The following is a 23,716-nucleotide window of genomic DNA, read 5'->3' on the forward strand; positions in this document are numbered from 1 at the left end:
GTCAGTTGTCGCTTTCTATTGAAAGGACGCTCATGAAAGCTTCCTGGGGAATTTCAATTTTTCCCAGCATTTTCATCCTCTTTTTCCCTTCCTTTTGTTTTTCGAGCAGTTTGCGTTTTCTCGTTATGTCTCCTCCATAGCACTTCGCCGTGACATCTTTTCTCAGGGGCTTTATAGTCTCTCTCGCGATTATTTTACCGTTGACCACTCCCTGAATAGCCACTTCGTAGAGTTGACGCTTTATTGTCTTTCTCAATTTAAGGCATATTCTTCGGGCCAAGTTGTAAGCTTCGTCGCTCTGTACTATGATTGAAAGAGCGTCAATTGGTTCGTTGTTTATGAGAAAATCGAGTTTAGTCATCTTCGCCTGAGAAAAACCTGTCCACTCGTAATCGAGGGATGCGTATCCTTTTGTCGAAGATTTCAACAAGTCATGAAAATCTACTATGACGCTCGAAAGGGGCATCTCGTAGTCAACACGGACATGGTTTTCAGCGATGTATTCTATTTTTTTCTGTGTCCCTCTTTTTTCATGGCAGATTTTTATCACGTTTCCCAAAAATTCCGACGGGGTGTGTATGGAGACTTGCGACATGGGCTCCTCTATACTCTCTGTTTCCGACGGACCAGGAAGTTCAGAGGGGGAATTAACCTCCCGGATTTCTCCGTTCCTCAAGGTCACCCTGTAGGGTACTGTGGGAGCCGTGACGACGAGTTCTACGCCGAACTCCCTCTCCAGCCTTTCCTGAACTATGTCCATGTGCAAGAGACCCAAAAAACCAGCCCTGAATCCGAACCCGAGGGCGTTCGATTTTTCCGGAGAGAACACGATCGCTGAATCGTTTATTGAAAGCCTTTCGAGGCTCTCCTTGAGATCCCTGTATTTGTCGTTTGTAGAAGGATACAGACCCGCGTATACCATGGGTTTTGATTTTCTGAAACCCGGAAGAGGTTTTACCAGCATCCCGGACAAAGTCAACGTGTCGCCTATGTTGACATCTTTCAACGATCTTATTCCGGCAGAAACAAAACCGACTTCGCCGGTTGAAATTTTTTTGGTCTCGTTTATCTCGGGGGAAAAAAAACCTAAGTGCTGAACGTCGAATTCTCTGTCGGCGCTTACGAGTTTTATTCTGTCTCCTGTTTTCAACTCGCCTGAGACCACCTTGACAAACAAAACAGCTCCCCAGAACTCGTCGTAGTAGCTGTCGTAGACCAGAGCTCTCAAATCCGCGTCTCTCGTCTTTACTGGAGGAGGAACATATTCTACTATGCTTTCGAGAAGTTCTTCGATACCGTGACCCGTCTTGGCGCTGACCATGACCGAGTTTTCCGTGTCGAGGCCGAGGTATTCTTCTATTTCAAATTTGGTCTTTTCTGGATCTGCGGAAGGTAGGTCTATCTTGTTTATCACGGGTATTATCTCAAGCCCCTGGTCTATGGCGAGATAAGCGTTGCTAACAGTTTGGGCTTGAACCCCTTGGGTGGCGTCGACTACGAGAAGAGCTCCTTCGCAGGCTGATATCGACCTTGAAACTTCATAGGAGAAATCTACGTGTCCGGGTGTGTCTATGAGGTTGAGCTGGTATTGATGCCCCTCACTGGATTTGTAGTTCATCCTCACGTTGTGCGATTTTATGGTTATTCCTCTTTCTTTCTCCAGGTCCATGTTGTCCAAATACTGTTCGAGTTTTATCCTTTTGTGGACGGTCTGGGTGTGTTCGAGAAGCCTGTCGGCGAGCGTCGACTTGCCGTGATCTATGTGGGCGATTATACAGAAATTCCTTATGTCGTTTTTAGCCATCCATGTTTCTATATCAAGGACTCGCCTTTTGTCAATCCGAGATTTGACGCTTCGTAAAAATCCGCGCTCTCACTAAAACACGTTACTTGTCATAGGCTCAGATTTCGTTTACAAACGCCGTATTTTATGGTTTAATCTGGAAATAAAACCTCATATTATTGTAAAGGGGTGTGAATGAACCGAAAAATATTATTTTCCTTGTCTTTATCGGTTTTGTTTTTTTGTTCACCTTACAGGGGAACTTCAACCGACAGTCAAGTAACGGCGGTAGAAGACGATTATCCCTACGTCGAAGCGGTCTCCGCTGACACTCTGGCCTCGATAATGCTGACGATAGCCGAAGAACAATTCACACAGGCGAACGAAGCTCTGAAAAGTTCAAATTTTCTTCTCGCGCACCAGTTCGCCAACGACGGCATGCGGTACCTTCTGGACATTCCCATAGAAGACGTGGAGGATTCATTTCTAATAAGCAGGTACAACATCAACCTCAGAAGGCTGTCTTCGGCTCAGATAAGGGCGGCGAACTCACTCTGGGGCTACCCGGTCATCGAGACATCCGACTTCAGGCTGATACCTATAAACCCCGACGAGTCCGAAAGGCTGAGGCAGTCATTGAACACGTGGACAGGTCCAAGCAGAAACACACTTATAGGCTGCTTGAGAAGGGGCGGTCAATACTTGCCGCTGATAGAAGAAGTTCTCGAGGACTACAACCTGCCTCATGATATTGCGTATCTACCGATAATCGAAAGTGGATACAATACTGGCGCTATTTCACCCGCTTCAGCGGTCGGAATGTGGCAGTTCATACCAGGAACAGCGCGGACTTTCGGTTTGACCATAAACAACTACGTCGATGAAAGACGCGACCCGTATAAATCGACTATAGCCGCGGCGAGATACCTCTCGTCACTTTACGAGAGGTTCGGAGACTGGAAGCTCGCTTTTGCTGCTTACAACTGCGGCGAGGGGACCGTTGAAAGAGCAATAAACAACGCGGGAACAAACGATTTCTGGAAGCTCTCCCTTCCGAGCGAGACCATGATCTATGTACCCTATGCTCTCGCTGTCATGCTCGTCGCGAGAGAACCCGAGATTTACGGAATGTCGATTGATTACGCTGCGCCACTGGAATACGACACAATACACCTCAACGGCCCGGTTCAGCTCTCTGTAATAGCCAATTCAACCGGTTCTTCAAAAGACGATATAAAGAAACTCAACCCGCACATTCTTCAGGATTTTACGCCTCCGGGCGATTATCCTTTCGTTTTGAAGATCCCCTCGGGCACAAGAGACATGTTCAAAGCGAGTTTCGACATTTTACCTGACTCTCTGAAATACCTTTCTTCCACACAGATAAGCTCACGGACAGCCCCTGTTGTAACTACCCCGACTTGGAAATATTACACAATAAGGTCCGGTGACACGCTTTCGAGAATAGCCAGGAGGCTCGGGGTCACCGTCGAAGAGCTGAAGAGATGGAATCCAAACGACGCCGGCGGAAGGTACCTTCAGATCGGCGCGAAACTCAGATATCGTTGATAGAATAGCATTCAACCAGGAGGGCTGATGACTAGAAAAGAATTGACCGTAATCCTGCTCCTCGGTATTTTGTCTGTCTTTATCGGCTGCACAAAAAAACCGCAGGTCGAACAGATCGAATTGGCCGAATTAGTTCCAAATGACATCCCCATGTTTTTATACGTCGACCTTCAGAAAATAAATGCGGATGCGATATTGACGAAAGTTTTTAAAGATGAAACAGAGGACTTCGACTACCAGGAATTCAAAGACAACGGATTCGACCCGACGGGTAAAATCGGGATGGCGATGCTAGATCTGGAGTTTTCAAACCAGGAAGACATGAAACCGCCTACTTTTGTCCTTTTAATTCCTTCTACGAATCCTGAAAAACTCCTTGAATACATCATATCCAAGACCAAAGAAGAAGGAGACCAGGAAATAACACAAGACGGTGATTTCACGGTGATAAAGGACGAAGACGGCGAGAACATTTATTTCACCGAATTTGAGAGCTATGTACTTTTTGGAATGGGGGAAAAATTCAAAGACCTGCACCAGAAGATGGCTCAGACAAAACCTGAAAACTCCCTCGCTCAATGTCCTGAATTCAAAGAATCGTATTTATCCATCGGGATGGAATCTCCTGCTCTCTACGCCTACATCGGAGGAAGTTTTTACGATGTACTCGAAAAAAGTTTGAAAGAAAGTGCCGACACACTGGATGAGATAGCTTCCGCTTTCATGGATATGCCGGAAGTAGAATACGCTGTTATCGGCGGTGACATCGAACAAAAAAGGATCGTTCTCAAATCATACGCCAAATACGGGGAAGATATTTCAAATCACCCCATGGTGGCTCTGTATCTTGCCGAGTTGCCGAGCGGAGTCGCGGATTTAAGCGAATTAAGCGGAGACCTGACGCTTTACATGCGGCTTGTAATGGATTTTATGGTTCTCAAAGAAATGGTCTCTCCTTTCATGGAAGGGCAAATCGATTTCTCCCAATTCGGCATGACCGAAGACGAATTCTGGGGCATGCTTAGAGGCGATATACAGTTGATGATCGGGAACTTCAACATGACAGCTCCGGAAGCCGGTGGGATAGTCGGTCTAAACAACAAGGAAACGCTGATAAAAATCATGACAATAGCCGTTGCGGGAGCAGGAGGAGCCCTCAAGGGAGAGAACGATTCCTACACGTTCACTCAGGGTAACAACGTCGTCGACATTAAAATAAACGAAAACGAAGCGGTCGTTCTCTTGAACACCCAGTCATTTTCAGCTTCGGGAACAACCTTGAAACAGAAGCTTGAGGAAGCCGGAATAGAAAATCCCGATCAATACCCGGTTATTATATATATAGACGCCCAGAAAATACTTCCTATGATGAGAATGTTCGCGCCTGAAGCGGGTGAGAAACTCTCCTTCATCGGGACGGTAGCTTCAGCCAGCAAGATCGAAGACATGACTTCAACAGGGATATTTATCGTAAACGGTTCGGGTGAAAATATTCTCGAAGACATAATCTCGGCCTTTTAACACTTTTCCCGGGGCGAAATTATCGCCCCGGGATTTCAAACACTTTTAATCCATTCACCATTTTTGATTTTTCCCGAGTCAATAAACGTTGACCTGGTGAAATATCTTTCAATAGCCTTTTTCAAAACATCATATTCCCTGAACGGACCTCGGTCGCAATAAATCGTCCTTTTCTCAAAGCCAAGCATTTTCAAAAAGGTCAATTCCGACACAATTCCATAACCGGGTTTCGTGACAACGCAGTCTGATGCGAGCAATACATCGGGAAGCCTATGTATATGCGTAGATATCATCCTGACGTTTTTTGTAATAAACTTATCTTCAAATCCAGGAATCAAAACCGTATATGCATCCCCCCTGTTCTTGAAATCCGAAAAAACGTTGAAGCCTCCGAAAGCAAAGACCACCGTCTTTCTACCCTTTTCCACTCCCAAGTGTTCCTTCGCTTCAACAGGGTTTGACAATAAAGGTCTCCTTCCAACGAGTCCAGTCCTAATTTTTTTTTTGAAATTATCCAGACCCCCTGAAAAAGGGAGCTCGAAGACAACGTCAGTTTCCGAATACTTTTTCCTGTAGAATTTCTCCAAAGTTGAATATTTTGAATCTACCCGGGCAAAACCTCCATAAATCCAGTCCCATGTGAAATTTCCCACTATATAACCTGGAATGCCGAGTTTTCTTGCGGCTGAAATAGGAACAGGAGATACGTCGGAAAAAACAGCTTCGATTTTGTTTTTTGAAATGAAATCTAATTCTCTTTGGACCAATTTTTCGTATTCTGATATGTATGCGAAGTTCTCTTTTAGGGTTTTTTCCAAATCCATTTCAAGCGCGTCTTTTTGAGCTACACCTATATCGGTACATTGCTCTGTGTAGGACTTAGCCCCGATGTCGCAATACCCGAAATTTTTTGCGATTTCAAAAGGGTACCCGCACACTACACGGGTATCGAAACTGGAAAATTTTTTTATTATCTCAAAACTTCTCGTAATGTGGCCGAAACCGTGAGAAGAAATGTAATAAGCGGTTTGAATTCTCAAATTTGAAGGTCTATGAGCATTATTTCGGTGTCTTTGAGACCCGATGCATTTACAGCCCACGCGTCAATTTCGCTGTAGACTTTTTGGGCGAAATCATCAAAATTCTCATGTTGGTGGGAAGAAAGAATGCTGACAATCCTTTCTTTTCCTATCTTTTCGTATTTGACGTTTCTCAATTCAAAAATGTCAGTAGAACTCAAAAACAGCCGTTTTGCAGTTGTCTGAAGATCGGGAGTGTAGTTTGTCACTCCTTCAGGGGTCAAACAAAATAAAGATTCGCAGTTTTCTGAAATTGCATCAAAACTTTTAGAACCGATTACAATCAAAGCAGACTGGGTAACAACCAGAGAAGTGATTTTTTCGAAAAAAGAGTTTAAACCGTTGTTGTCTTTTAACTCATAGGTCAGGTTTTCAAGTCTGCTTATTTTCAGCCAGTCGAGTTCATCAGGAACCCACTTCAAATATCCGCAGAACGTTTTATCCTGATACTTGAAAAGGAAAAAAGCGCATTCGCCGGCGTCGTCGCCGTTTATTTTTTTTATCTCAACCCTTTCATCTCTACCTTTTTTAAAACTTTCAAAAACCTCTTCCCTTATTTTCTTTTTCTCTTCTCTTTTTATCTCTTCGGATAAATTATCAATTTTTAAGAGAGCGGTTAAAACGCCGGAAACTCTTCTCGAGAAAACCGTCAGAGCATCCATAATGGTCTTGTCCATCGGTTTTCGCGGTTTGGTTCCCATCGCAAACGCGATCATCTCCCATCCGGAGAAAAAAGGCAGAATCCAATAACCTTCTTCTTTTTTTACCTGCAGCATATCTTCGACGGAAAGGTTTCTAAAACCCGGACTTGTCTCTTCCTCAAATACCACCGGTTTTGTAGTGCTTTCGAGAAAATTGACCAATCCGTCCTTTCGAGAAGCGTCAAATACACCGCAGGACGTGTTCTTTGAACCTGAAAGGCACGCAAATGATTGCTTTCTTCTCGCGTATACCCAGCATTTTTCGCAGCCGACAGACTGCAAAAGGGTCTCGCCAAGTCTTTTCGCGAATTCCACTGTGCTTTCGTTTATGCTGATGGTTTTCTCAAAATTCATGAGGTTTTGAATTCTTTTATCGGGATTGCCGTAGAAAGCCATATACATAAGTGAGAAAGAATATTTGAAAGACCATGCCAAAAATAGCGACCCGAGCATACCCATGACGAATATCTTCCATTTGCCGAGGTTCAAAAACGACGCTGGCATAATTGAAATCAAAAAGAAAGATGCTGATGAAACCAGAATAGACAGCAAAAACACAACAAGTTTTCTCGAAGGAACGTTTTTCAAATTCGGGATTAAATCTTCAAGAAGAAAAAATAAAGCGAACAGGACAGAATACAGGGGTTTTTTATCCGGTGCAAACAATACGAAGACAACCCATAAAAATACCGAGAGAAACGCCCCCATGACAAAGTGTTCGGATTTCCTCTTGTGTGTGACCGAACATTTTTTTGAAACGAAACGGCTGGTAGCCAGAACGAGGAAAACGGATGCTGACAATGCCAAAATGTAAAGTCCCTTCAATAAAACAGCCTCGAAGCTTCCGCCCAAAAAAGCGCTGACGAAAAAAAAGAAAGATGAGAAGACAAAAGAAAGTAGATAGAAAATTCTGACAAAGAGAAAGCCCGACTTGCTGTAAAAGGGTTTCTCTTCCGGGAAAACCATGGAAAGATGAAAAAGTAACGAGGTTATGAAAGAGAGGCTTATCGCCTTAAGAGAATTCAACGAGTTTCCGTGTCCACAAAAAAGAAGAGCCGTAAAAAGCGAGAGGAAACACGATACGACCAAATACTTCGGCATTTTAGACCTGGGAAATTTGGTCAACAAAAGAAAAATGGGGATGACAGGAGAAAACAGTATTGACGGGTTCATTACTCCTCTGGACAAAGAAAAGACAGCTGGCAAAACAGTCAGGATAAAAACTAAAACTGCCGAGATTTTGATTATTCTTTTAAAGTTCCTGTCTCTGGAGTTTCTCATCATACCCCGCACTCTTCGCATCCGCCTGAATACTCAGAGTCCACGGTTTTGAGGCGGCAAACTTTGTCCCTCGGTTTGACGAGAACCTGGCTGTCTTTACTTCCGTCTCTGTATATTGTGATTCCTTTGCACCCGAAATCGTAAGCGTTGAGGTAAACCTCTTCTATTTGTTTCCGCGTGGCGTCGCTCGCGAAATTGACGGTCTTGCTCACCGCGTTGTCCGTGTACTTCTGGAAAGCAGCCTGTATTCTGACGTGCCAGACAGGATCTATATCGTGAGCTGTTACAAATAGATTTTTCAGCTTTTCTGGTACTGTATCTATATCTTTGAGTTTTTCACCTTCGCTAATTCGGGATATTATGTATTTTTCGTCCAACCCTTCGATTTTTAGCGCTCTGCTGAGCTGTTCGTTGACTTCCAAAAATTGAGTTCCGTCCAAAACATTTCTGATAAATACCAGATCAAAAAAAGGCTCTATACCGCTAGAAGTTCCGGCTATTATGCTTATCGAACCAGTTGGTGCGATAGTAGTCAGAGTGGCGTTTCTTCTCGGTTTTTCACCTCTTTTCGCCATCTCGCTTAATGCAAAACTAGGAAAAGCGCCTTTTTCCAAAGCGATTTCTTTTGAGGTCATGTCGGCTTCGGCGGTGATGAATTTCATCACTTCTTCGGCGGTGTTTTCTGCCTCTTTGGAGTCATACCTGATTCCTAGAGACACAAGAAAATCGGCGAAACCCATAAGTCCCAATCCGATTTTTCTGTTCATCTTTACGGTCTTTTCAATAATCGGAAGGGGGTATTTGGATACTTCTATGACGTCATCGAGAAACCGAACGCATAATGACACGACTTGACCCAAAGAATCCCAGTCCACGCTTTTGTTTTTTACGAATTTCGAAAGGTTTATCGAACCGAGATTGCATGCCTCATTCGGAAGCAGGGGCTGTTCGCCGCAGGGGTTCGTGGATTCAATCAACCCCAAATCCTTCAAACTGTGCAGTCGGTTTATCCTGTCTATAAAAAGAATTCCCGGATCGCCTCTTTCCCATGCTTTTGAAACTATCAGCTGAAAAATTTCATGGGCGTCAGCTTTCGCCGTCTCCCTTCCGTTTCTGGGGTTGACCAGTGAATACTTTCTGCTTTTTTTTACCGCCTCCAGAAAAGAATCTGTCAGAGCAACGGAGATATTGAAATTCGAGAATTGTCCGTCGATGGATTTCGAAGTTATAAAAGATACTATGTCAGGATGGTCAACCCTCAGAACCCCCATGTTCGCGCCTCTTCTTTTACCCCCTTGTTTGATAACTTCGGTCGCGACATCGAAAACTCTCATGAAGGAAACGGGTCCGGAAGCGATTCCTCCCGTAGACCTGACTTCGTCGTTTGCAGGCCTGAGTCTGGAAAACGAGAACCCTGTGCCTCCACCAGTCTTGTGAATCAAAGCCGCGTATTTAACCGCGTCGAAAATATCTTCTATCGAATCCTCCACGGGTATGACAAAACAAGCTGAAAGTTGAGGGAAATCAGTACCCGCGTTCATCAGCGTCGGTGAATTCGGCAGAAATATTTTTTCTTTCATAATCTCGTAAAACTTTTCTCTCCATTGTCCCGGTTTATCCTCCGCTGAAGATACATATTTCGCAACTCTTTCGAACATTTCGCAGGGAGATTCTTTTATGTTTCCAACAGCGTCTTTGAGAAGGTACCTTGATTTTAAAACTTCGAGAGCGTTTATCGGAAGTTTTGTCTCATCTCCTTCAATGCCCAAAATAACTTTTTTCGCGGTTCTTAATGAAGCCCTCTCCTGCCTGTATATGATGTATGCTTTAGCCACATCGAAATAACCAGCTTTCATCAGCTCATTTTCTACCAAGTCCTGTATTTTCTCGATGTCCACGATTTCATCGAAGGTTTTATCGATTTCTTCAACGACGCTTTTTGTTATCAGTGCAGCCGGACCTGGATCCAAGCCTTTTGCTTTAAAGGCTTTTGATACAGCTCTGTCAATTTTTTCCGGGTCGAATTGAACGATTGTGCCGGATCTTTTTTTTACTTTCATATAAAACCTCTTGCGCTGACTTTTGAAAAATATTTCTTTGCGGTTTGAACCATTTCTTCAATGACTTCCCTTTTGTGTGGCTTGATTTTTTTGTAATCTTCTGAAAAGGTCTTATCAGGGATAAAATTTTGAATCACGTATCTTCTGTCTCCCCCGAGAACAGAGCCAATCCAGGTGATGTCCCCTATTTCGACAAGTCCGGGGACGGCCGTAGTCCTCAATTCATAGGCTATATGTTCAGAATCTAAAATTTTCACAATTTCAGCAATACCTTCAAAATTGAATTTTACTCCGGTTGCAGCGTCATATTTTTCAGGTGAACTTTTGACGTCCATGGAAACATAGTCCACAATTCTTTTTCTTGCAATCTCTTCTATCTTTACGGGGTTCGTGCCGTTTGTGTCAAGTTTTACCTGAAACCCTTTTTGTTTGAGATCAGACATGAAATCAGCCAAATCATTTTGTAGAGTCGGTTCACCTCCGGTAATCGCGACCGAATCTATAAGCTTCTTTCTGGCTTCAAGAATTTTGAACGCCTCATCTAAACTCATGAAATTTTCATTTTTGAAAGGTATGAGTTCCGGGTTATGGCAGTAAGGGCATCTGCAATTGCAGCCCTGAGTAAAAAACACCGAGCTCAGATGTTCTGGATAATCAATCGCTGAAAACGGGAGAAATCCTCCAAAGACCATTTCTGACAACCGTTCTTTCTATCACGCAGGGACAGCAGCCATTTTTGTGTTATCTCTCCGCTTGGATTCGTCGGTATTTTGCCGCGAATCTTTTTCGACCTTGTATGTGATCCTCTCCGAAAATTCTTCCTTTTTGCCCTTGTTCCAATTCTTCACCGGTCTGTAGTACCCAACGACTCTGCTGTAAATCTCTGTCTCTCTGCCGCACTTAGGGCAGGTTTCGACTTTCCCTTTTATGTAACCGTCTACAGGGCACACAGAAAAGGTCGGTGATATGGTGAAGTAAGGTAAAGTGTATCCGTAGGCGACCTTTCTTACAAGGTTTTTAATGCTGGATGAATCGCCACTCTCTCCAAGAAATATATGCAGGACGGTTCCACCGGTGTATTTTGTCTGCAGTTCTTCCTGATGCTCTAAAACTTCAAATACGTCCTGAGAAAAATCGACCGGAAGAAGGCTTGAGTTAGTATAGTATGGGTTTTCGCTTCCGCTGGTTATTATATTTCTGAACATTTTCTTGTCTATTTTCGGCAGTCTGTAAGATGCTCCTTCGGCAGGAGTGGCTTCTAAATTGTACATACTACCAGTCTGCTGCTGGAACGACATCAGTTTTTCGCGCATAAAATCCAGAACTCTTGCCGCAAAAGCTTTGCCTTTGGGCGTCGAAATATCGTTTTCAGGACCCATGAAATTCAACACGGCTTCATTCATGCCTACCAGCCCTATGGTAGAGAAATGATTTTCGAGCGTACCCAGATAAACCTTAGTATAGGGAAAAAGCCCTTTCTCCATGTTTTTTTCCACGATTTTCCTCTTTATTTCAAGGCTGTCCCTGGCAATATTCATGACAGACGACAGTCTTTTAAAAAATTCATCTTCATTCGACGAAAGGTATCCAATTCTCGGCATATTGATAGTCACTACGCCTATGGATCCGGTTTGCTCTCCGCTTCCGAAAAGTCCTCCTGTTTTGTTTTTGAGCTCTCTTATATCGAGCTGCAGCCTGCAACACATGGATCTTACATCGGAGGGTTTAAGAGAACTGTTTACGAAATTCTGGAAATAGGGAATTCCGTATTTTGCAGTCAATTCAAATAGCAAATCGACATTTTCATCTTCCCAGTCGAAATCCCTTGTTATGTTGTATGTGGGGATGGGAAAAGTGAATATTCTGCCTGTCGAGTCGCCTTCCATCATCACTTCTATAAAGGCTTTGTTGATGATATTCATCTCTTTTTGAAAATCTCCGTATACGAAATCCGTGAATTCGGTGCCTATCTGAACGGACTGGTCTTTCAAGTCTTCGGGGACAACCCAGTCAAAAGTCAGGTTAGTGAAAGGGGTCTGCCCTCCCCACCTTGAAGCCACGTTGAGGTTGAATACAAACGCCTGTATAGCCTGTTTAACTTGCTGGTAATTGAGGTTGTCAAACCTGACATAAGGAGCAAGATACGTGTCAAAAGAGCTGAAAGCCTGCGCTCCGGCCCACTCGTTTTGAGCTGTGCCCAAAAAGTTAACTATCTGACCGAGAGCGGAGAGTAAATGCCTGGGAGGTTGGGCGGAAACTTTGGCTTCTACCCCGCCAAAACCTTGGGTCAAGAGGTTTCTTATCGACCAACCCGCGCAGTACCCAGCAATCCCCATCGAAAGATCGTGGATGTGTATGTCCCCATGCCTGTGAGCATAGGACACTTCCGGCGGGTATATTTTGTTTAGAGTGTAATTTGCGACCACGCTTCCAGCGGCGTGAAGAAGAAGCCCGGAAAAGGAGTAATCCGAGTTGGAATTTTCGTTGACACGCCAATCGCTCTGCTGGACGTAACTGTCGAGTGTGTCTACGACGTCGAGCAGAGATTTTCTGACGTCTCTTAAGCTTTTATGCTGTTCTCTGTAGAGTATGTATGCTTTCGCGGCGTCGTATTCGTTGTTTTCAAAAAGTTTTTTCTCGACTATATCCTGTGTTTCTTCGACTTCAGGATAATATCCTCTCTGAGATGATTTCAAAATACTATAGGTCTCTTCGGAAATTTTCTTTACCTTTTCCTGGTCAGACACTCCGACGGCTGCAAGAGCTTTGCTTATAGCATTTTCTATTCTCGAAATCTCAAACGGCATAATCCTGCCGTCTCTTTTTTTCATGTAATTCATGTCTCTCATCTACTTCTTACCTCCGTCTGACATTTTCTCGAGTTCTTTCAAGAACTCTTCTTTATCTTTAAACTGTCTGTAAACAGATGCGAATCTGACGTAAGAGACTTCGTCGATGTCTTTCAGCGCTTTCATAACCTTCTCTCCAATTTCTTCAGAGGGGACTTCGACCTTCGACAGCGTGTAGACATCAGCTTCTATGTCGTCCACAATTTTTTCAATTTGATCCCTCGAAATCGGCCTTTTCTTGCAAGCCAATTCTATGCCTTCTAAAAGTTTTTCCCGGCTGAAAGGTTCTCGTCTGTCATCTTTTTTTACCACCATCAAAGGGACTTTCTCGACGTATTCATAAGTTGTGAACCTTTTTGAACAGTTGAGACATTCCCTTCTTCTCCTGACAGAATGTCCCTCTTTGCTCGGTCTAGAATCGACAACTTTATTGTCTTCACTTCCACAAAATGGACACCTCATATTGCCTCCTATGAATTAGTCGAGACTATATTTTGTGGTATCTGTACTCATTTGTCAAGGGATAGTATAAAAATATTTTTCACTAAAAAATAAAGTTATAAGATTCGATAAATCGCAGTATACAATAAATAATTAAAGTTATGGTTTAAATTAATAGGTCTGAGGCGGAACAGAGCCTTTCTGCGCCAAAAATGCCGCGTCTTTCAAGGCTTTCATCTCGTCTCCTCCAGGCAGGCAAAAGAAACTGCCCATCCATTGGACTCTATTTTTTATGAATTCGACTATGAAATCGCAATAAGCGATTCCCCCTGTGAGCACAATAGCGTCAGGTCTTTCGCCAAGAGCGCCACAGAGAGAACCCGTCTCTTTGCATATCTGATAAGCCATTGCCTCAATTACATCTTTAGCATATTCAACAGTCACGGAAGGCAATATTTGAGATTTCTCTTTATCCGTCAAATCCCTGTTTTCTATGAACTTCTCAAGAATTATCAGGTCTGAAGTTCCCAGGTAAGCAACGAGGCCGCCTCTGCCTTTGATTTTAAGCTTAATCTCTTGATGGGTGAAATTACCCGAAAAGCACATTTTTGCCAATCCTCCCGAAGGAACGCCTCCGCTTCTTTGAGGTGTAAAAGGTCCATCCCCGTCGAGTGCGTTGTTGACATCGACGACTCTTCCCTTTCTGTGAAGCCCAACTGAAATCCCTCCTCCACCGTGTATTATTATCATGTTCAATTCTTCGTATTTTTTACCCATATTTTCAGCGACGTTTCTCCCCACCCTCCTCTGGTTGAGAGCGTGAAAAATTGAAATTCTCGGGTTTTCCGGCATGCCTGAATACCTCGACCATTTCCACATTTCATCGACTACGACAGGATCGGATATGTAAGCATCGATTTCTTTTCCGGAAAATTCCTTTACCCTGTCAGCCAACGCTTTGGCTAGTATTCCTCCAAGATTCGAAGGGTGATCACCGTTCAGCCCATTTTTTAGGTCTTCGAGCATATCATCGGTGACGAGATAAGTTCCTCCGGGAATCGGCTTGAGCAAACCTCCCCTTCCTATAACAGCGTCTATTTGTCCAATGTCCACGTTCTTTTCTTCGAGTGTTTTCATTATGAGGGCAAACCTTAACTCGTACTGAGAAATTACAGACTTTGATTCGTAAGGTTTCATTTCTTCTGCGGAATACCTGGTCACCGCGTGAAATATCTCTTCATCTCCGTCAAAAAAACTCAATTCGTCGCTTGTAGATCCAGGGTTTATGACAAAAATTTTCAACATACATTCACTCCCCATTCAATGGCTAAAACGCCCCCTTTAAAACAAGCCTTCGTAAGTGATCTCCATACACCTCGCTATTTTCGACCACCTGGTGCCGCTTTGCCCATTTTCGGTGACGTTGATAAAATAAAAGGCGACGCTCAAATCGTTTGAAGGCCAAACCTTCAGTCCTGCGTTCAAGTATCCTCTGCCCTCCCCGAAAATGCCGTCATTCTCCATATCGTTGAGAGCGAATCTGTAATCAGCCAACAATTCAACTATTCTCTCGAAGCAAACCTGGCCACCCGCAAAAATGTCGACGGCGTTTTCCGTGCTGTCTGCGTCCGGTTCAAAAGAAAGTCCTCCGTGAAGCCCTAAATAATCGAACACTGCGAAGGCCTTGCTGCCTACGAGATAAAACTCCGATGGTTTTCTGTCAAACCTGCTGTATCCCCTTTCGTAAGAACCGTAGCCAAAAGAGCTGTAACCTACGGCGACAGCCGGAAAATAGATGTTTTCTTCAAAAATCCTGAAACGAGCTTCTATGAAAGGATAAGGGTTCCAGTCCGGATCCCCTTCTCCGATGATGTTCCCTCCCCCGTAACCCAAAATTACGTAAAACCTGTTGATAAAAGCCACTCCGGTATACCCCGTGAGTCTTCCGCCGGGATCTTGTCGAAGGTCGAATACATAACCACCGTGTGGAGGGACCCCTGCTGTGGGCACTTCTATGACTTTAAGAGGTTGAAAATCCGCGTAAGAACAACTAAAAGCTGCAGTTAAAATCAAAAAAGCAGATATAAAATATCTCATGAACCCTCCCTAGCAGCTGATTTCAGCCACGTATTTTACTTTACCCCTGTAATCAACAATATTCTCCAATTCATTCACCAGAGATCTGTCGAAACACACGCTTAGACCGCTCTTTATTTTTATCTTCCTGTTTCTCTCTCTCAGCAAAAAAAACACTTCACATTCTCCATTGTGCAAATCAATTGCTTCTTTGATGTTATTCAAAACAGAGTCTTTCATGTCTTCTTCTTTGATTTCAATTTGCAGAAATTTTTTGCTCTGTGAAATAGCGTCATCAATTGGTTTCGCTTCATCGGCGTAGAGAATTTTTTTTCCGTCGACTTTTTTTGTCACACCCCTTACGGCGATTATCTTCCCTATATATTTTCTCGACAAAAAACCAGAATGAATCTTGCTGTCGGGATTGACTAAAACGACTTCCATAACAGTATTCTTGTCCTCAAGGGTCAAATTGAGGCTTTCTTTTCCATTCTCGACTTTTATTAGCATTCCGGCGGCATAGCAATTTTCATCCTTGACGTTGGGCAGTTCACATATTTCGCAGAGTCCTTTGAAATTTATGAATTTTTTGTATTCTTCGAGTGGGTAGGCGTCAATTTTAAACCCGAAAGCCTCCTGCTCCGCATCCACCTTTTCCCTGTAAGACCATGGGTCCACAGAGATACTGTCAATTTCATGCCGGTCGAGTTCTCCGTTGCCGAAGAGTTCTATCTGCCCCATAAGCTTGTGTTTTTTCTTAGAAGCCGCTTTTTCAATTCCTTTGTCGAAGTAGTCGAGAAGCTTTTTTCTGTCCGGATCTAAATCGTCAAAAGCCCCTGCTTTTACTAGATACTCCACAGTTCTTTTGGTTGCGGAATCGAAATTTATCCTGTTTAAAAAATCGTCAAAATCTTTGAACAGCCCTCTCTCCTCCCTCTCATGGACTATCTCGTTCGCAGCCTTTTCACCTACATTTTTTATCGCTCCGAGGGCGTACCTGATGTACTTGTTTTCAACGGAGAAGGCGACCTCGGAATAATTAACCTGAGGCGGGAGTATATTTATCTTCAAACGCCTCGCTTCTTCGACGAATTCGGCAATTTTGTCGGTGTTTGAAATCTCCGTTGTCAAGGTCGCTGTAATGAATTCGACAGGATAGTGCGTTTTGAGATATGCAGTGTAATAGGCTAAAAAAGCGTATCCTGCTCCATGGGATTTATTGAAGCCGTACCCGGCGAAAGGTTCTATCATTTCCCAAATTTTCTGCGCTGTTTTTTTGTCTATTCCCCTTTCACGGGCTCCATTAAAAAAATTTTCCTTTTCGCTTTCCATCACTTCCTTTTTTTTCTTTCCCATAGCTCTTCTTAGAATGTCGGCTTTTCCGAGGTTGTAACCCGCGACCGCGCTTGTAATCTGCATCACCTGTTCCTGATATATCGGTATCCCGTATGTCTCTTCGAGAATAGGTTTAAGGCATTCGTGCAAAAAATCGGTTTTCTCTTTTCTGTTTTTTCTCGCAATGAATTTGTCTATGTGATCCATCGGACCCGGTCTGTAGAGAGATATTATAGCAATTACTTCCTGTATGGATTCCGGCTTGAGTTGAACGCAGAGATTTTTCATACCTTTCGATTCAAGTTGAAAAATGCCCTTCGTCTGACCGGAAGAAAGCAGTTTAAAAGTCTTTTTGTCTTCTAGAGAAATCTTTTCCATATCGACAGGGTTGTTTCTCGACTTTTCGATGAGATCAACCGTCTTGTCTATTGTCGTCAGAGCTGTGAGGCCGAGAATATCTACTTTTATGAGTCCAACATCGGTAATTGAATCCATGTCATACTGGCATACTATTTGACCGAATTTGTCTTTTCTTAGAGGGACAAAATCGGTGAGGTTTCCTGGCGCTATGATGAATCCGGCGGCGTGAATCCCGGGTTGTCTTTTCAGACCTTCGAGCTTAGAAGCAATTTGGACGAGTTTTACAAGTCTTGCGTCAGAATCGACTTTTTCTCTGAATCCGTTTAAATTGTTTTCATAAACCCATTCGACATCAGATCTTGAATCTTCCGAAGGTTTGTCGATGAAGTAAGTTTCAGGCATATTCGAGGACAATTCATCTATTTCTTTTGGGGTGAGACCGAGAACTTTGGCGACGTCTCTGACAACTTGTCTTGCTCCAAGACTCGCGGCGGTACCTATGTAGCAAACAGCGTCTCTTCCGAATCTTCTCACCATGTATTCTATTACTTCGTTTCTCCTGTCGTCGGCAAAGTCGAGGTCGATATCTGGAGCCGTCACCCTTTCGGGGTTCAAAAACCGTTCGAAAAGAAGAGAATATTCCATCGGATTTATCGTCACTATGTCGAGACAGTAAAGGACCATGCTGCCGACAGCCGATCCTCTTCCCGGTCCGACTCGGATCTTGTTTTTTTTCGCTTCTCTGACTATATCCGCAATTATTAGAAAATAACCAGCGTATCCAGTCTGTTCAATTACACTCAATTCTTCTTCTATTCTCGAAACAATTTTCTCTGTCATACCCCCTTTAAATTTTTGCTTCGCCCCTTCCCATGTCAGATGTTTCAAGTATTCCTCCGGTCTTTTAAACCCCGGGGGTATGTCAAAATCAGGCAGTCTCGGAGAATTTGGGTCAAGCGTCATCTCAAAAACGCATTTTTCGGCAATTTTAACGGTGTTTTCCAACGCCTCCGGCACTTCACGAAAACTTTCGTACATTTCTGCTTGTGATTTGAAATATATCCCTTTCGGGCTCGTCATTCTGTCTTCATCAGTGAATGTCTTCTTCGTGTTTATGCACAAAAGAGCTTCATGAGCCAAATGATCCTGTTTATCAATAAAATGGACATCATTTGTGGCGACAACTCCTATTCCGGCTTTCTTGGCAAGTTCAATTTGAGCTCTGTTGAGCGAATCGTTTTGAGGAAGGCCTATATCCATGAGTTCGAGATAGAAATCGCCATGAAAAATTTCAGAGAGTATTCCGGCGAATTTTTCGGCTCCCTTTTCGTCTCCAGCCAAAAGTCTTCTGGGTATCTCCCCGCTCATGCATCCTCCAAGCGCTATCAACCCTTCGGAATAGCTGCCGAGGATATCAATATCTTGCCTTGCTCTGCCCCAGAAATACCCTTCGATAAAGCCTAGCGAAGAGAGCTTGACGAGGTTTTTATACCCTGCTTCATTCTTGCAAAGAAGGGTGAGGTGCCTGAAATCCGAAACTTTGCTTTTTGCCCTAATCCCAGCAGGATCAATGTAAGCTTCCATCCCTATTATCGGTTTTACGCTGGCTTTTTTGCACTTTTTGTAAAACTCAACCGCTCCTGACATATTCCCATGGTCGGTCAGAGCCAAAGCCTTCATCCCGAGAAACGAGGCCTTTTTTACCAGTTTTGTTATAGATGCGGCTCCGTCTAAAAAACTGTAATCCGAGTGGACGTGGAGATGGACAAAATCTTTGACCAACTATTTCTTCCTGACCCTGAGTTTGATAATTTTTTGCCTTGTGGCTTCGACAACTTCAAAATCCAGTCCATGAGCTGAAAATTCATCCCCTTTTTTGGGGATTTTCTCCTGGTTGTCGAGGACAAATCCGCCCACCGTGTTGTAGTCCTCCGATTCGAGATTCAAACCCAGTAGTTCGTTGAAATCGGAGAATTCCATCCTCGCGTTTACAAGATACCACCCATCTTCCTGCTCTATGTAGTCATCTTCTTCCCCTTCCCTCGAATCCTCGATTTCTCCAATAATTTCTTCTATGAGGTCTTCGAGAGTGACAATGCCGCATACACCGCCGTATTCGTCGACGACCATCGCAATGGAGAGATGCCTTTCCTGTAGGTCTTTAATAGTCTCGAGGACTGTTTTGCTCTCAGGGATAAAATGAGGCAAAAGAGCGAAGTCTATCGCTTTGTAAGGAACTTCCATTATCTCGTGGAGAAATGGTATAACGTCTTTTACCTTTAAAATCCCAACGACATCGTCAATGTTGTTACCGTAGAGAGGAATTTTCCCAAATCGGTGAAGAGTGTAGTTTTCAATAATCTCTTCAACAATGGCTGTTGCCGGCAAAAAAACAGTCTCAACCCTCGGAACCATAATCTCTTCAACTCTTGTGCTAGTGAGGTATATGACCCCTTTTAGTATGTCGGCTTCGGCTTCAGAAATTATACCTGATTCTTTCCCCTGTTCAATTATTGTTTCGGCTTCTTTTTGTTTGTTCTCTTTTCTGTTTTTTATCAGTTCTCTTATGAATTCAATGATTTTTTTCCGCCTTGTTGTTTTTCCGTCCATTTCCTTTTTATCCCTCTCTTATTTTTACTATTTTTTTCGGCGTAATTATGCCACCTGACACTATAATCCTCAACCCCTCTTCTATGGTCAGATCCGTCATTTTTATCTCCTTCTCCGGTAAAAGCAAATAAAACCCCGATGTCGGGTTGGGAGTCGTCGGAATAAAAACTGAACTCAGTTTTGTGCCATTCCCCTCCGCGCAAGTTTTTTCAACCCATGATTCTGTGTTGGTCAAAAATCCGAGTGACCAACATCCGGTTCTTGGATATTCAATCATGACAACTTTTTGAAAAGCCCTTTTATCGAGAAAAAAAGTCTCCGTGAGTTCTTTGACACCGTTGTAGACTATCTTGACAAGAGGGAGTTTAGTCATAACCGAATGTGTCCAGTTAATCAACATTTTACCTAAAAAAGTTCTCGCCACCGCACCTATCAAAAAAACGAATCCGACCAATATGGAAAAACCGATAATATCTTCAACAATTTCGGGTAAGTTCAAATAATCGGCGAAAGGTTTCAGGACATTTCCGCCCAATTCAATTATGAATTTGAACGCTATCAGGGTTAAGCCCAACGGCAAAACAGTCACAATTCCGGTCACAAAGATGTTTCTTATCTTGGATTTAAACCCCAGCCCAGGGTGAGGCAGGTCGTCTTTGTCTTCCATCTTCTATTTCATTATTCCGAGCCAGTCGTGAAGCAGAAAATAAAACCTTCCGATCAGCAAAGATATTCTCGCCATTACAGTGTAACCAAAAGAAGCGCCAAATGTGATCATCAAAAATATCATTCCCAACCTTCCTCCCGCCCTGAAAATTCCTCTGTGCTCGATAGAAAAAAAGAAGTAGAAAAGTCCGGTCGCGGTCCCTAAAAGAAGGATTATCTGCCCCAAAGAAATCCAGATGTTTCCGTTCCAAAGAGGGACGATGGCTGAAAAGACCTGTTCGTAAAGATTTGATTTCAAAAAAGTGACAAATCCGTAGCCAGCTCCGATTCCGACCACAAAAGCTATAGACAAATGAGAAAACCACCTGGTCTTGTTAAAAAGTTGCAACATCATGAAAACAGAGAGAATCGCCGGAAACACGTAGATCCAGTTGCCGGTTTTAAGGGGAATTATCAGGTTCGGTATGACAACGTCATGCCAGCCTTGGACCAACAGGTATCCGGCTGAAACTCCGACGTATATAGACTCGGCGATTTTATAAAATACATTGTCTCTGTATAAAAAGCTAAATATCGCCAAGGTCAGGAAGCCGGCGATCCAAATTCCAATTGTCTCAACCATCTTTCCCGTCTCGTTTTCCAATAAAATATACAACGTTGCCGAAAAGTATAAATACTATTATGCACACATGCGCTATTGATTGTGCTCCCATGCCGCTAGAAGCCATGCCCGGGTTTTCGAGCAGCTGTTCGTAATCAGCCGCTCCCGCCATTCCGCCGATCAAGCCCTGGAGTTGTCCTGAATTGAAATACGGAGTGTACGCCGGAGCGCTCACAGCAGTGCAACCGGCTATTATCTGCTTTTCGTATTTGTCTTTACCTATCTGAACCCAACCAATAACTCCTGGATCACCCGCTGAAAGTGTCACAATTACGGAAACCCTGTCGAGGTTGAAGTTGACCCCTTGGAGCAGTTCGATTTCATCGGCGCTCTTTCCTGTCAGATCTCTGGGGCAGGTTTTCCTGATATCTCCAATTATGTTGTCAATGGCTACAATTCCGCCTGATTTGTATCCGAGGTTCACGTAGTTTTTCCATCTCTCTTTTCCGTATTTGGAAGCTCCTTCGTTGAGGGCGTTCTCGGCGAATCGCACACCTTGAGGCCAAAGAGCTACAACTATCACATCGATGTCTTTTGAAAAAGCGTGTTCGATTATCGACTTACCCATCGGATAAAGTTCCGGTGCCGCCGCGGGATCAAAATCAAAAGAGACGAGAATTATTGAATTTTCAGGCAGGCTGTCAATAAAAGAATACGCTTCCCAAACAGCTTTGGAGTCATTTTTGTTTACGATGATCGGTATATTGAGAGGGAGAACTAAAGGTACAGCGACTGCCAGTGCGATAAAAAGGAAAATTATCCTCCTGTCTAGTTCAAAAAACCTTTTCAATTGAGGTATGACCTTTCAATTCCGAAAATAATTCTCAGAGATGTCGAAATTACTCCGAGAGCTGCGCCTATCATTATTGCTCTTTGCCCCGCCGTGTTTGGTATCTCCATAATCCAGGCTTGAACAGAGGGAAGATACGGGAATATCATTTTTCCTATCGGTACCCTGCCCAACATGACCAAAATCGCCGCCAAAAGAAGCAGTCCCGCTTCAAGGTTTCTCGCTCTGAAAGCCCTGAAAGAAGCCGAAGCGACAAAAAAAGCAAGAAGGGAAAACATAGTGGCATTCAGGGGGGTGTAGAAATGGCTGAAAATATAATCAAAAGCCGACCCTTCTTCCATTCCACCACCCCAACCGGCGAAAACAGTCACCAAAAGAGAAAATATTATAATGGAAGAATAAATCCACCCTTTTCTTTTTTTCATTATTTTAATGGAATTCACTCTGATGAGGTTTAAAATACCGAGTATCATTGAAAACACCGCAACGACCATGTACCAATTTTTAAGCGTGTTCGCCGCTTCTCCTATGGGATACCTCGGTACGTAAAAAGACGCTATTATCATCATACCGCTTAAAAAAGTTATCGCGAGAGGAATATACCTTTTCATGCCTGTTGGTTTCCCTTTCTAACCAGTGAAAAAAATGTTTTTGACGAAATCGATTCCAAATGAACTGAGAATGCTCCCGAGAATCAGCGCGATGATAGCAGCCGCTTTGCCGAAGTCTTGCGCTTTAAGACTGCCTACAAGACGAGGGTCGTCTGACAAGTATGCGCTTGCAGCGAAAAATTCTTCTCCGATTAGAGTATAGTCGCATGCGGCGACAAAGAATGGCAACTGAGAGGGGTCGGCGGTACCTGAAATCTGGATAGCTCCAATGGAATGACCCGTTTCGGCTAATATCAGAGATTCTGCGTAAAAATGACCCATCAAAAAAACCGTGGCTGGTTTTTCTCTAACCATTATGCCGTCGACAGCTGCGGCGTAGCCGAATTGGTCTCCCGTAAGGTAGAAAACCGAATTTTCGTCGTAGGAATCGGGCTTGCCCTCCTGAATATAAGCTTGCCTGACTATTTCCTTCGCAGTGTTATAAGCCACCGGAGCTATGGAAGGAACAGAAAGTTTACTCTCGTAGTTGGCGACTTTTTTCGCTACTCTGCCCAGAATTATCATACCTGCTATCGTCTGAACGTCGTCCATATCCATAATTCCGGGTATAAAAAGAACATCTTTTCCCATTTCAGTTGCTCTGCCTATCGCTTCATCTACCGCATCTATTCCGCTCAATTTTCTTATAAAAAAGTTTTTGCCCCTGCCTGCGCTCACAATGAAAAAAACCAAAAGAGATGCAAATACCAGGCTTCCGGCAAACATTGAAACATTCGCCTTTAAAAACCATGGTTTGTAGTAGCTCATATATTCGGTCACCGACGAGGTCAATGCTTTTGAACCTTTGAAATAAGCCATTGCATAATAACTGTACTTTCTACCTTCAAGTATATTTTCGTCAAACACAACCAGGGAATCCGCCCTGATGACAGCGGTGTCTCGGCCACATATTTTAAACAAGACCAAGCTGTCGGGGCGTCTCCATTGCGCCTGTTCATCGGGGAAGGGGATTTCCGTAATTATTCCATTTTCCACAGTTGAAAGGCAGAGGCGAATCTCAAAAACCGTCGTCGAAGTCTCCGTCAGTTTTTTTTTCGTCACTTCCACCGTAATAGTGTCTGGAATCTTCCAAGCGTAATAATTCTCAGCGATATTCGAACAGGTATCGACGACATTTTCCTGAGTTTTCGATTCTTCAAAAATCCCGGGCAGGATGGAATTCTTCGTCTTCCTGGCTACAAAATAAGATACACCGGCTGAAAAGAAAAAAAATATAGCGAGAAGAATCCCCATGGTCTTTGACATATTTTTAGATTATTTTAA

18 protein-coding genes are annotated in these 23,716 nt (G+C 43.5%); 2 read left to right on the forward strand and 16 right to left on the reverse strand.

The window, feature by feature from the left end:
- Window position 1: 1 nt before the first annotated feature.
- Complete coding sequence (lepA, locus tag JXA84_01575) at window positions 2-1,804, reverse strand: elongation factor 4 (GenBank protein MBN1149891.1); 1,803 nt, start codon at window positions 1,802-1,804, stop codon at window positions 2-4.
- Window positions 1,805-1,978: 174 nt separating this feature from the next.
- Between lepA and JXA84_01580 the strand changes: the two genes are divergently transcribed.
- Together JXA84_01580 and JXA84_01585 are read left to right on the forward strand one after the other, a co-directional pair.
- Window positions 1,979-3,352 carry a transglycosylase SLT domain-containing protein gene (locus JXA84_01580; GenBank protein MBN1149892.1) on the forward strand — a complete coding sequence of 458 codons (1,374 nt, stop codon included), beginning with the start codon at window positions 1,979-1,981 and terminating at the stop codon, window positions 3,350-3,352.
- A 27-nt stretch (window positions 3,353-3,379) separates the two neighbouring features.
- Window positions 3,380-4,873, forward strand: a complete 1,494-nt coding sequence (locus JXA84_01585) for a hypothetical protein (GenBank protein MBN1149893.1) — start codon at window positions 3,380-3,382, stop codon at window positions 4,871-4,873.
- Between the two features lie 35 nt (window positions 4,874-4,908).
- Here the strand turns inward: JXA84_01585 and JXA84_01590 are convergent, their stop codons facing one another.
- From JXA84_01590 to JXA84_01660, 15 genes are all read right to left on the reverse strand, one after another.
- Window positions 4,909-5,913 (reverse strand): hypothetical protein, encoded by a 1,005-nt coding sequence (locus JXA84_01590; GenBank protein ID MBN1149894.1) that lies wholly within the window; start codon window positions 5,911-5,913, stop codon window positions 4,909-4,911.
- Entirely contained in the window at window positions 5,910-7,955 is a 2,046-nt protein-coding gene (locus JXA84_01595) for a hypothetical protein (GenBank protein MBN1149895.1), read from the reverse strand. The genes JXA84_01590 and JXA84_01595 overlap by 4 nt, the downstream gene beginning before the upstream one ends.
- On the reverse strand, window positions 7,934-9,994 hold the full coding sequence (locus JXA84_01600) for an adenosylcobalamin-dependent ribonucleoside-diphosphate reductase (protein ID MBN1149896.1): 2,061 nt from the start codon (window positions 9,992-9,994) through the stop codon (window positions 7,934-7,936). Before JXA84_01600 ends, JXA84_01595 begins: the two co-directional genes overlap by 22 nt.
- The gene (locus JXA84_01605; GenBank protein ID MBN1149897.1) at window positions 9,991-10,695 is read right to left on the reverse strand and encodes an anaerobic ribonucleoside-triphosphate reductase activating protein; all 705 of its coding nucleotides are present in this window, start codon (window positions 10,693-10,695) and stop codon (window positions 9,991-9,993) included. Before JXA84_01605 ends, JXA84_01600 begins: the two co-directional genes overlap by 4 nt.
- Window positions 10,696-10,707: 12 nt before the next feature.
- The gene (locus JXA84_01610; protein ID MBN1149898.1) at window positions 10,708-12,843 is read right to left on the reverse strand and encodes a ribonucleoside triphosphate reductase; all 2,136 of its coding nucleotides are present in this window, start codon (window positions 12,841-12,843) and stop codon (window positions 10,708-10,710) included.
- Window positions 12,844-13,305, reverse strand: coding sequence for a transcriptional repressor NrdR (gene nrdR, locus JXA84_01615; GenBank protein MBN1149899.1), 462 nt, complete (start codon window positions 13,303-13,305; stop codon window positions 12,844-12,846). It abuts the gene before it with no gap.
- 150 nt (window positions 13,306-13,455) lie between these two features.
- Window positions 13,456-14,604 (reverse strand): butyrate kinase, encoded by a 1,149-nt coding sequence (buk, locus tag JXA84_01620; GenBank protein ID MBN1149900.1) that lies wholly within the window; start codon window positions 14,602-14,604, stop codon window positions 13,456-13,458.
- Window positions 14,605-14,625: 21 nt separating this feature from the next.
- On the reverse strand, window positions 14,626-15,381 hold the full coding sequence (locus JXA84_01625) for a hypothetical protein (protein MBN1149901.1): 756 nt from the start codon (window positions 15,379-15,381) through the stop codon (window positions 14,626-14,628).
- 9 nt (window positions 15,382-15,390) lie between these two features.
- Window positions 15,391-18,837, reverse strand: a complete 3,447-nt coding sequence (gene dnaE / locus JXA84_01630) for a DNA polymerase III subunit alpha (protein MBN1149902.1) — start codon at window positions 18,835-18,837, stop codon at window positions 15,391-15,393.
- The gene (locus JXA84_01635; protein MBN1149903.1) at window positions 18,838-19,665 is read right to left on the reverse strand and encodes a CBS domain-containing protein; all 828 of its coding nucleotides are present in this window, start codon (window positions 19,663-19,665) and stop codon (window positions 18,838-18,840) included. It abuts the gene before it with no gap.
- 7 nt (window positions 19,666-19,672) lie between these two features.
- Entirely contained in the window at window positions 19,673-20,332 is a 660-nt protein-coding gene (locus JXA84_01640) for a DUF502 domain-containing protein (GenBank protein ID MBN1149904.1), read from the reverse strand.
- Between the two features lie 3 nt (window positions 20,333-20,335).
- Window positions 20,336-20,953 (reverse strand): hypothetical protein, encoded by a 618-nt coding sequence (locus JXA84_01645; GenBank protein ID MBN1149905.1) that lies wholly within the window; start codon window positions 20,951-20,953, stop codon window positions 20,336-20,338.
- On the reverse strand, window positions 20,946-21,782 hold the full coding sequence (locus JXA84_01650; protein ID MBN1149906.1) for a hypothetical protein: 837 nt from the start codon (window positions 21,780-21,782) through the stop codon (window positions 20,946-20,948). Before JXA84_01650 ends, JXA84_01645 begins: the two co-directional genes overlap by 8 nt.
- Window positions 21,779-22,393, reverse strand: a complete 615-nt coding sequence (locus JXA84_01655) for a hypothetical protein (GenBank protein ID MBN1149907.1) — start codon at window positions 22,391-22,393, stop codon at window positions 21,779-21,781. The genes JXA84_01650 and JXA84_01655 overlap by 4 nt, the downstream gene beginning before the upstream one ends.
- An 18-nt stretch (window positions 22,394-22,411) precedes the next feature.
- Window positions 22,412-23,698, reverse strand: a complete 1,287-nt coding sequence (locus tag JXA84_01660; GenBank protein ID MBN1149908.1) for a hypothetical protein — start codon at window positions 23,696-23,698, stop codon at window positions 22,412-22,414.
- Between the last annotated feature and the right edge of the window lie 18 nt (window positions 23,699-23,716).

Source organism: candidate division WOR-3 bacterium (assembly GCA_016926475.1).
GTDB lineage: Bacteria > SDB-A > SDB-A > SDB-A > SDB-A > JAFGIG01.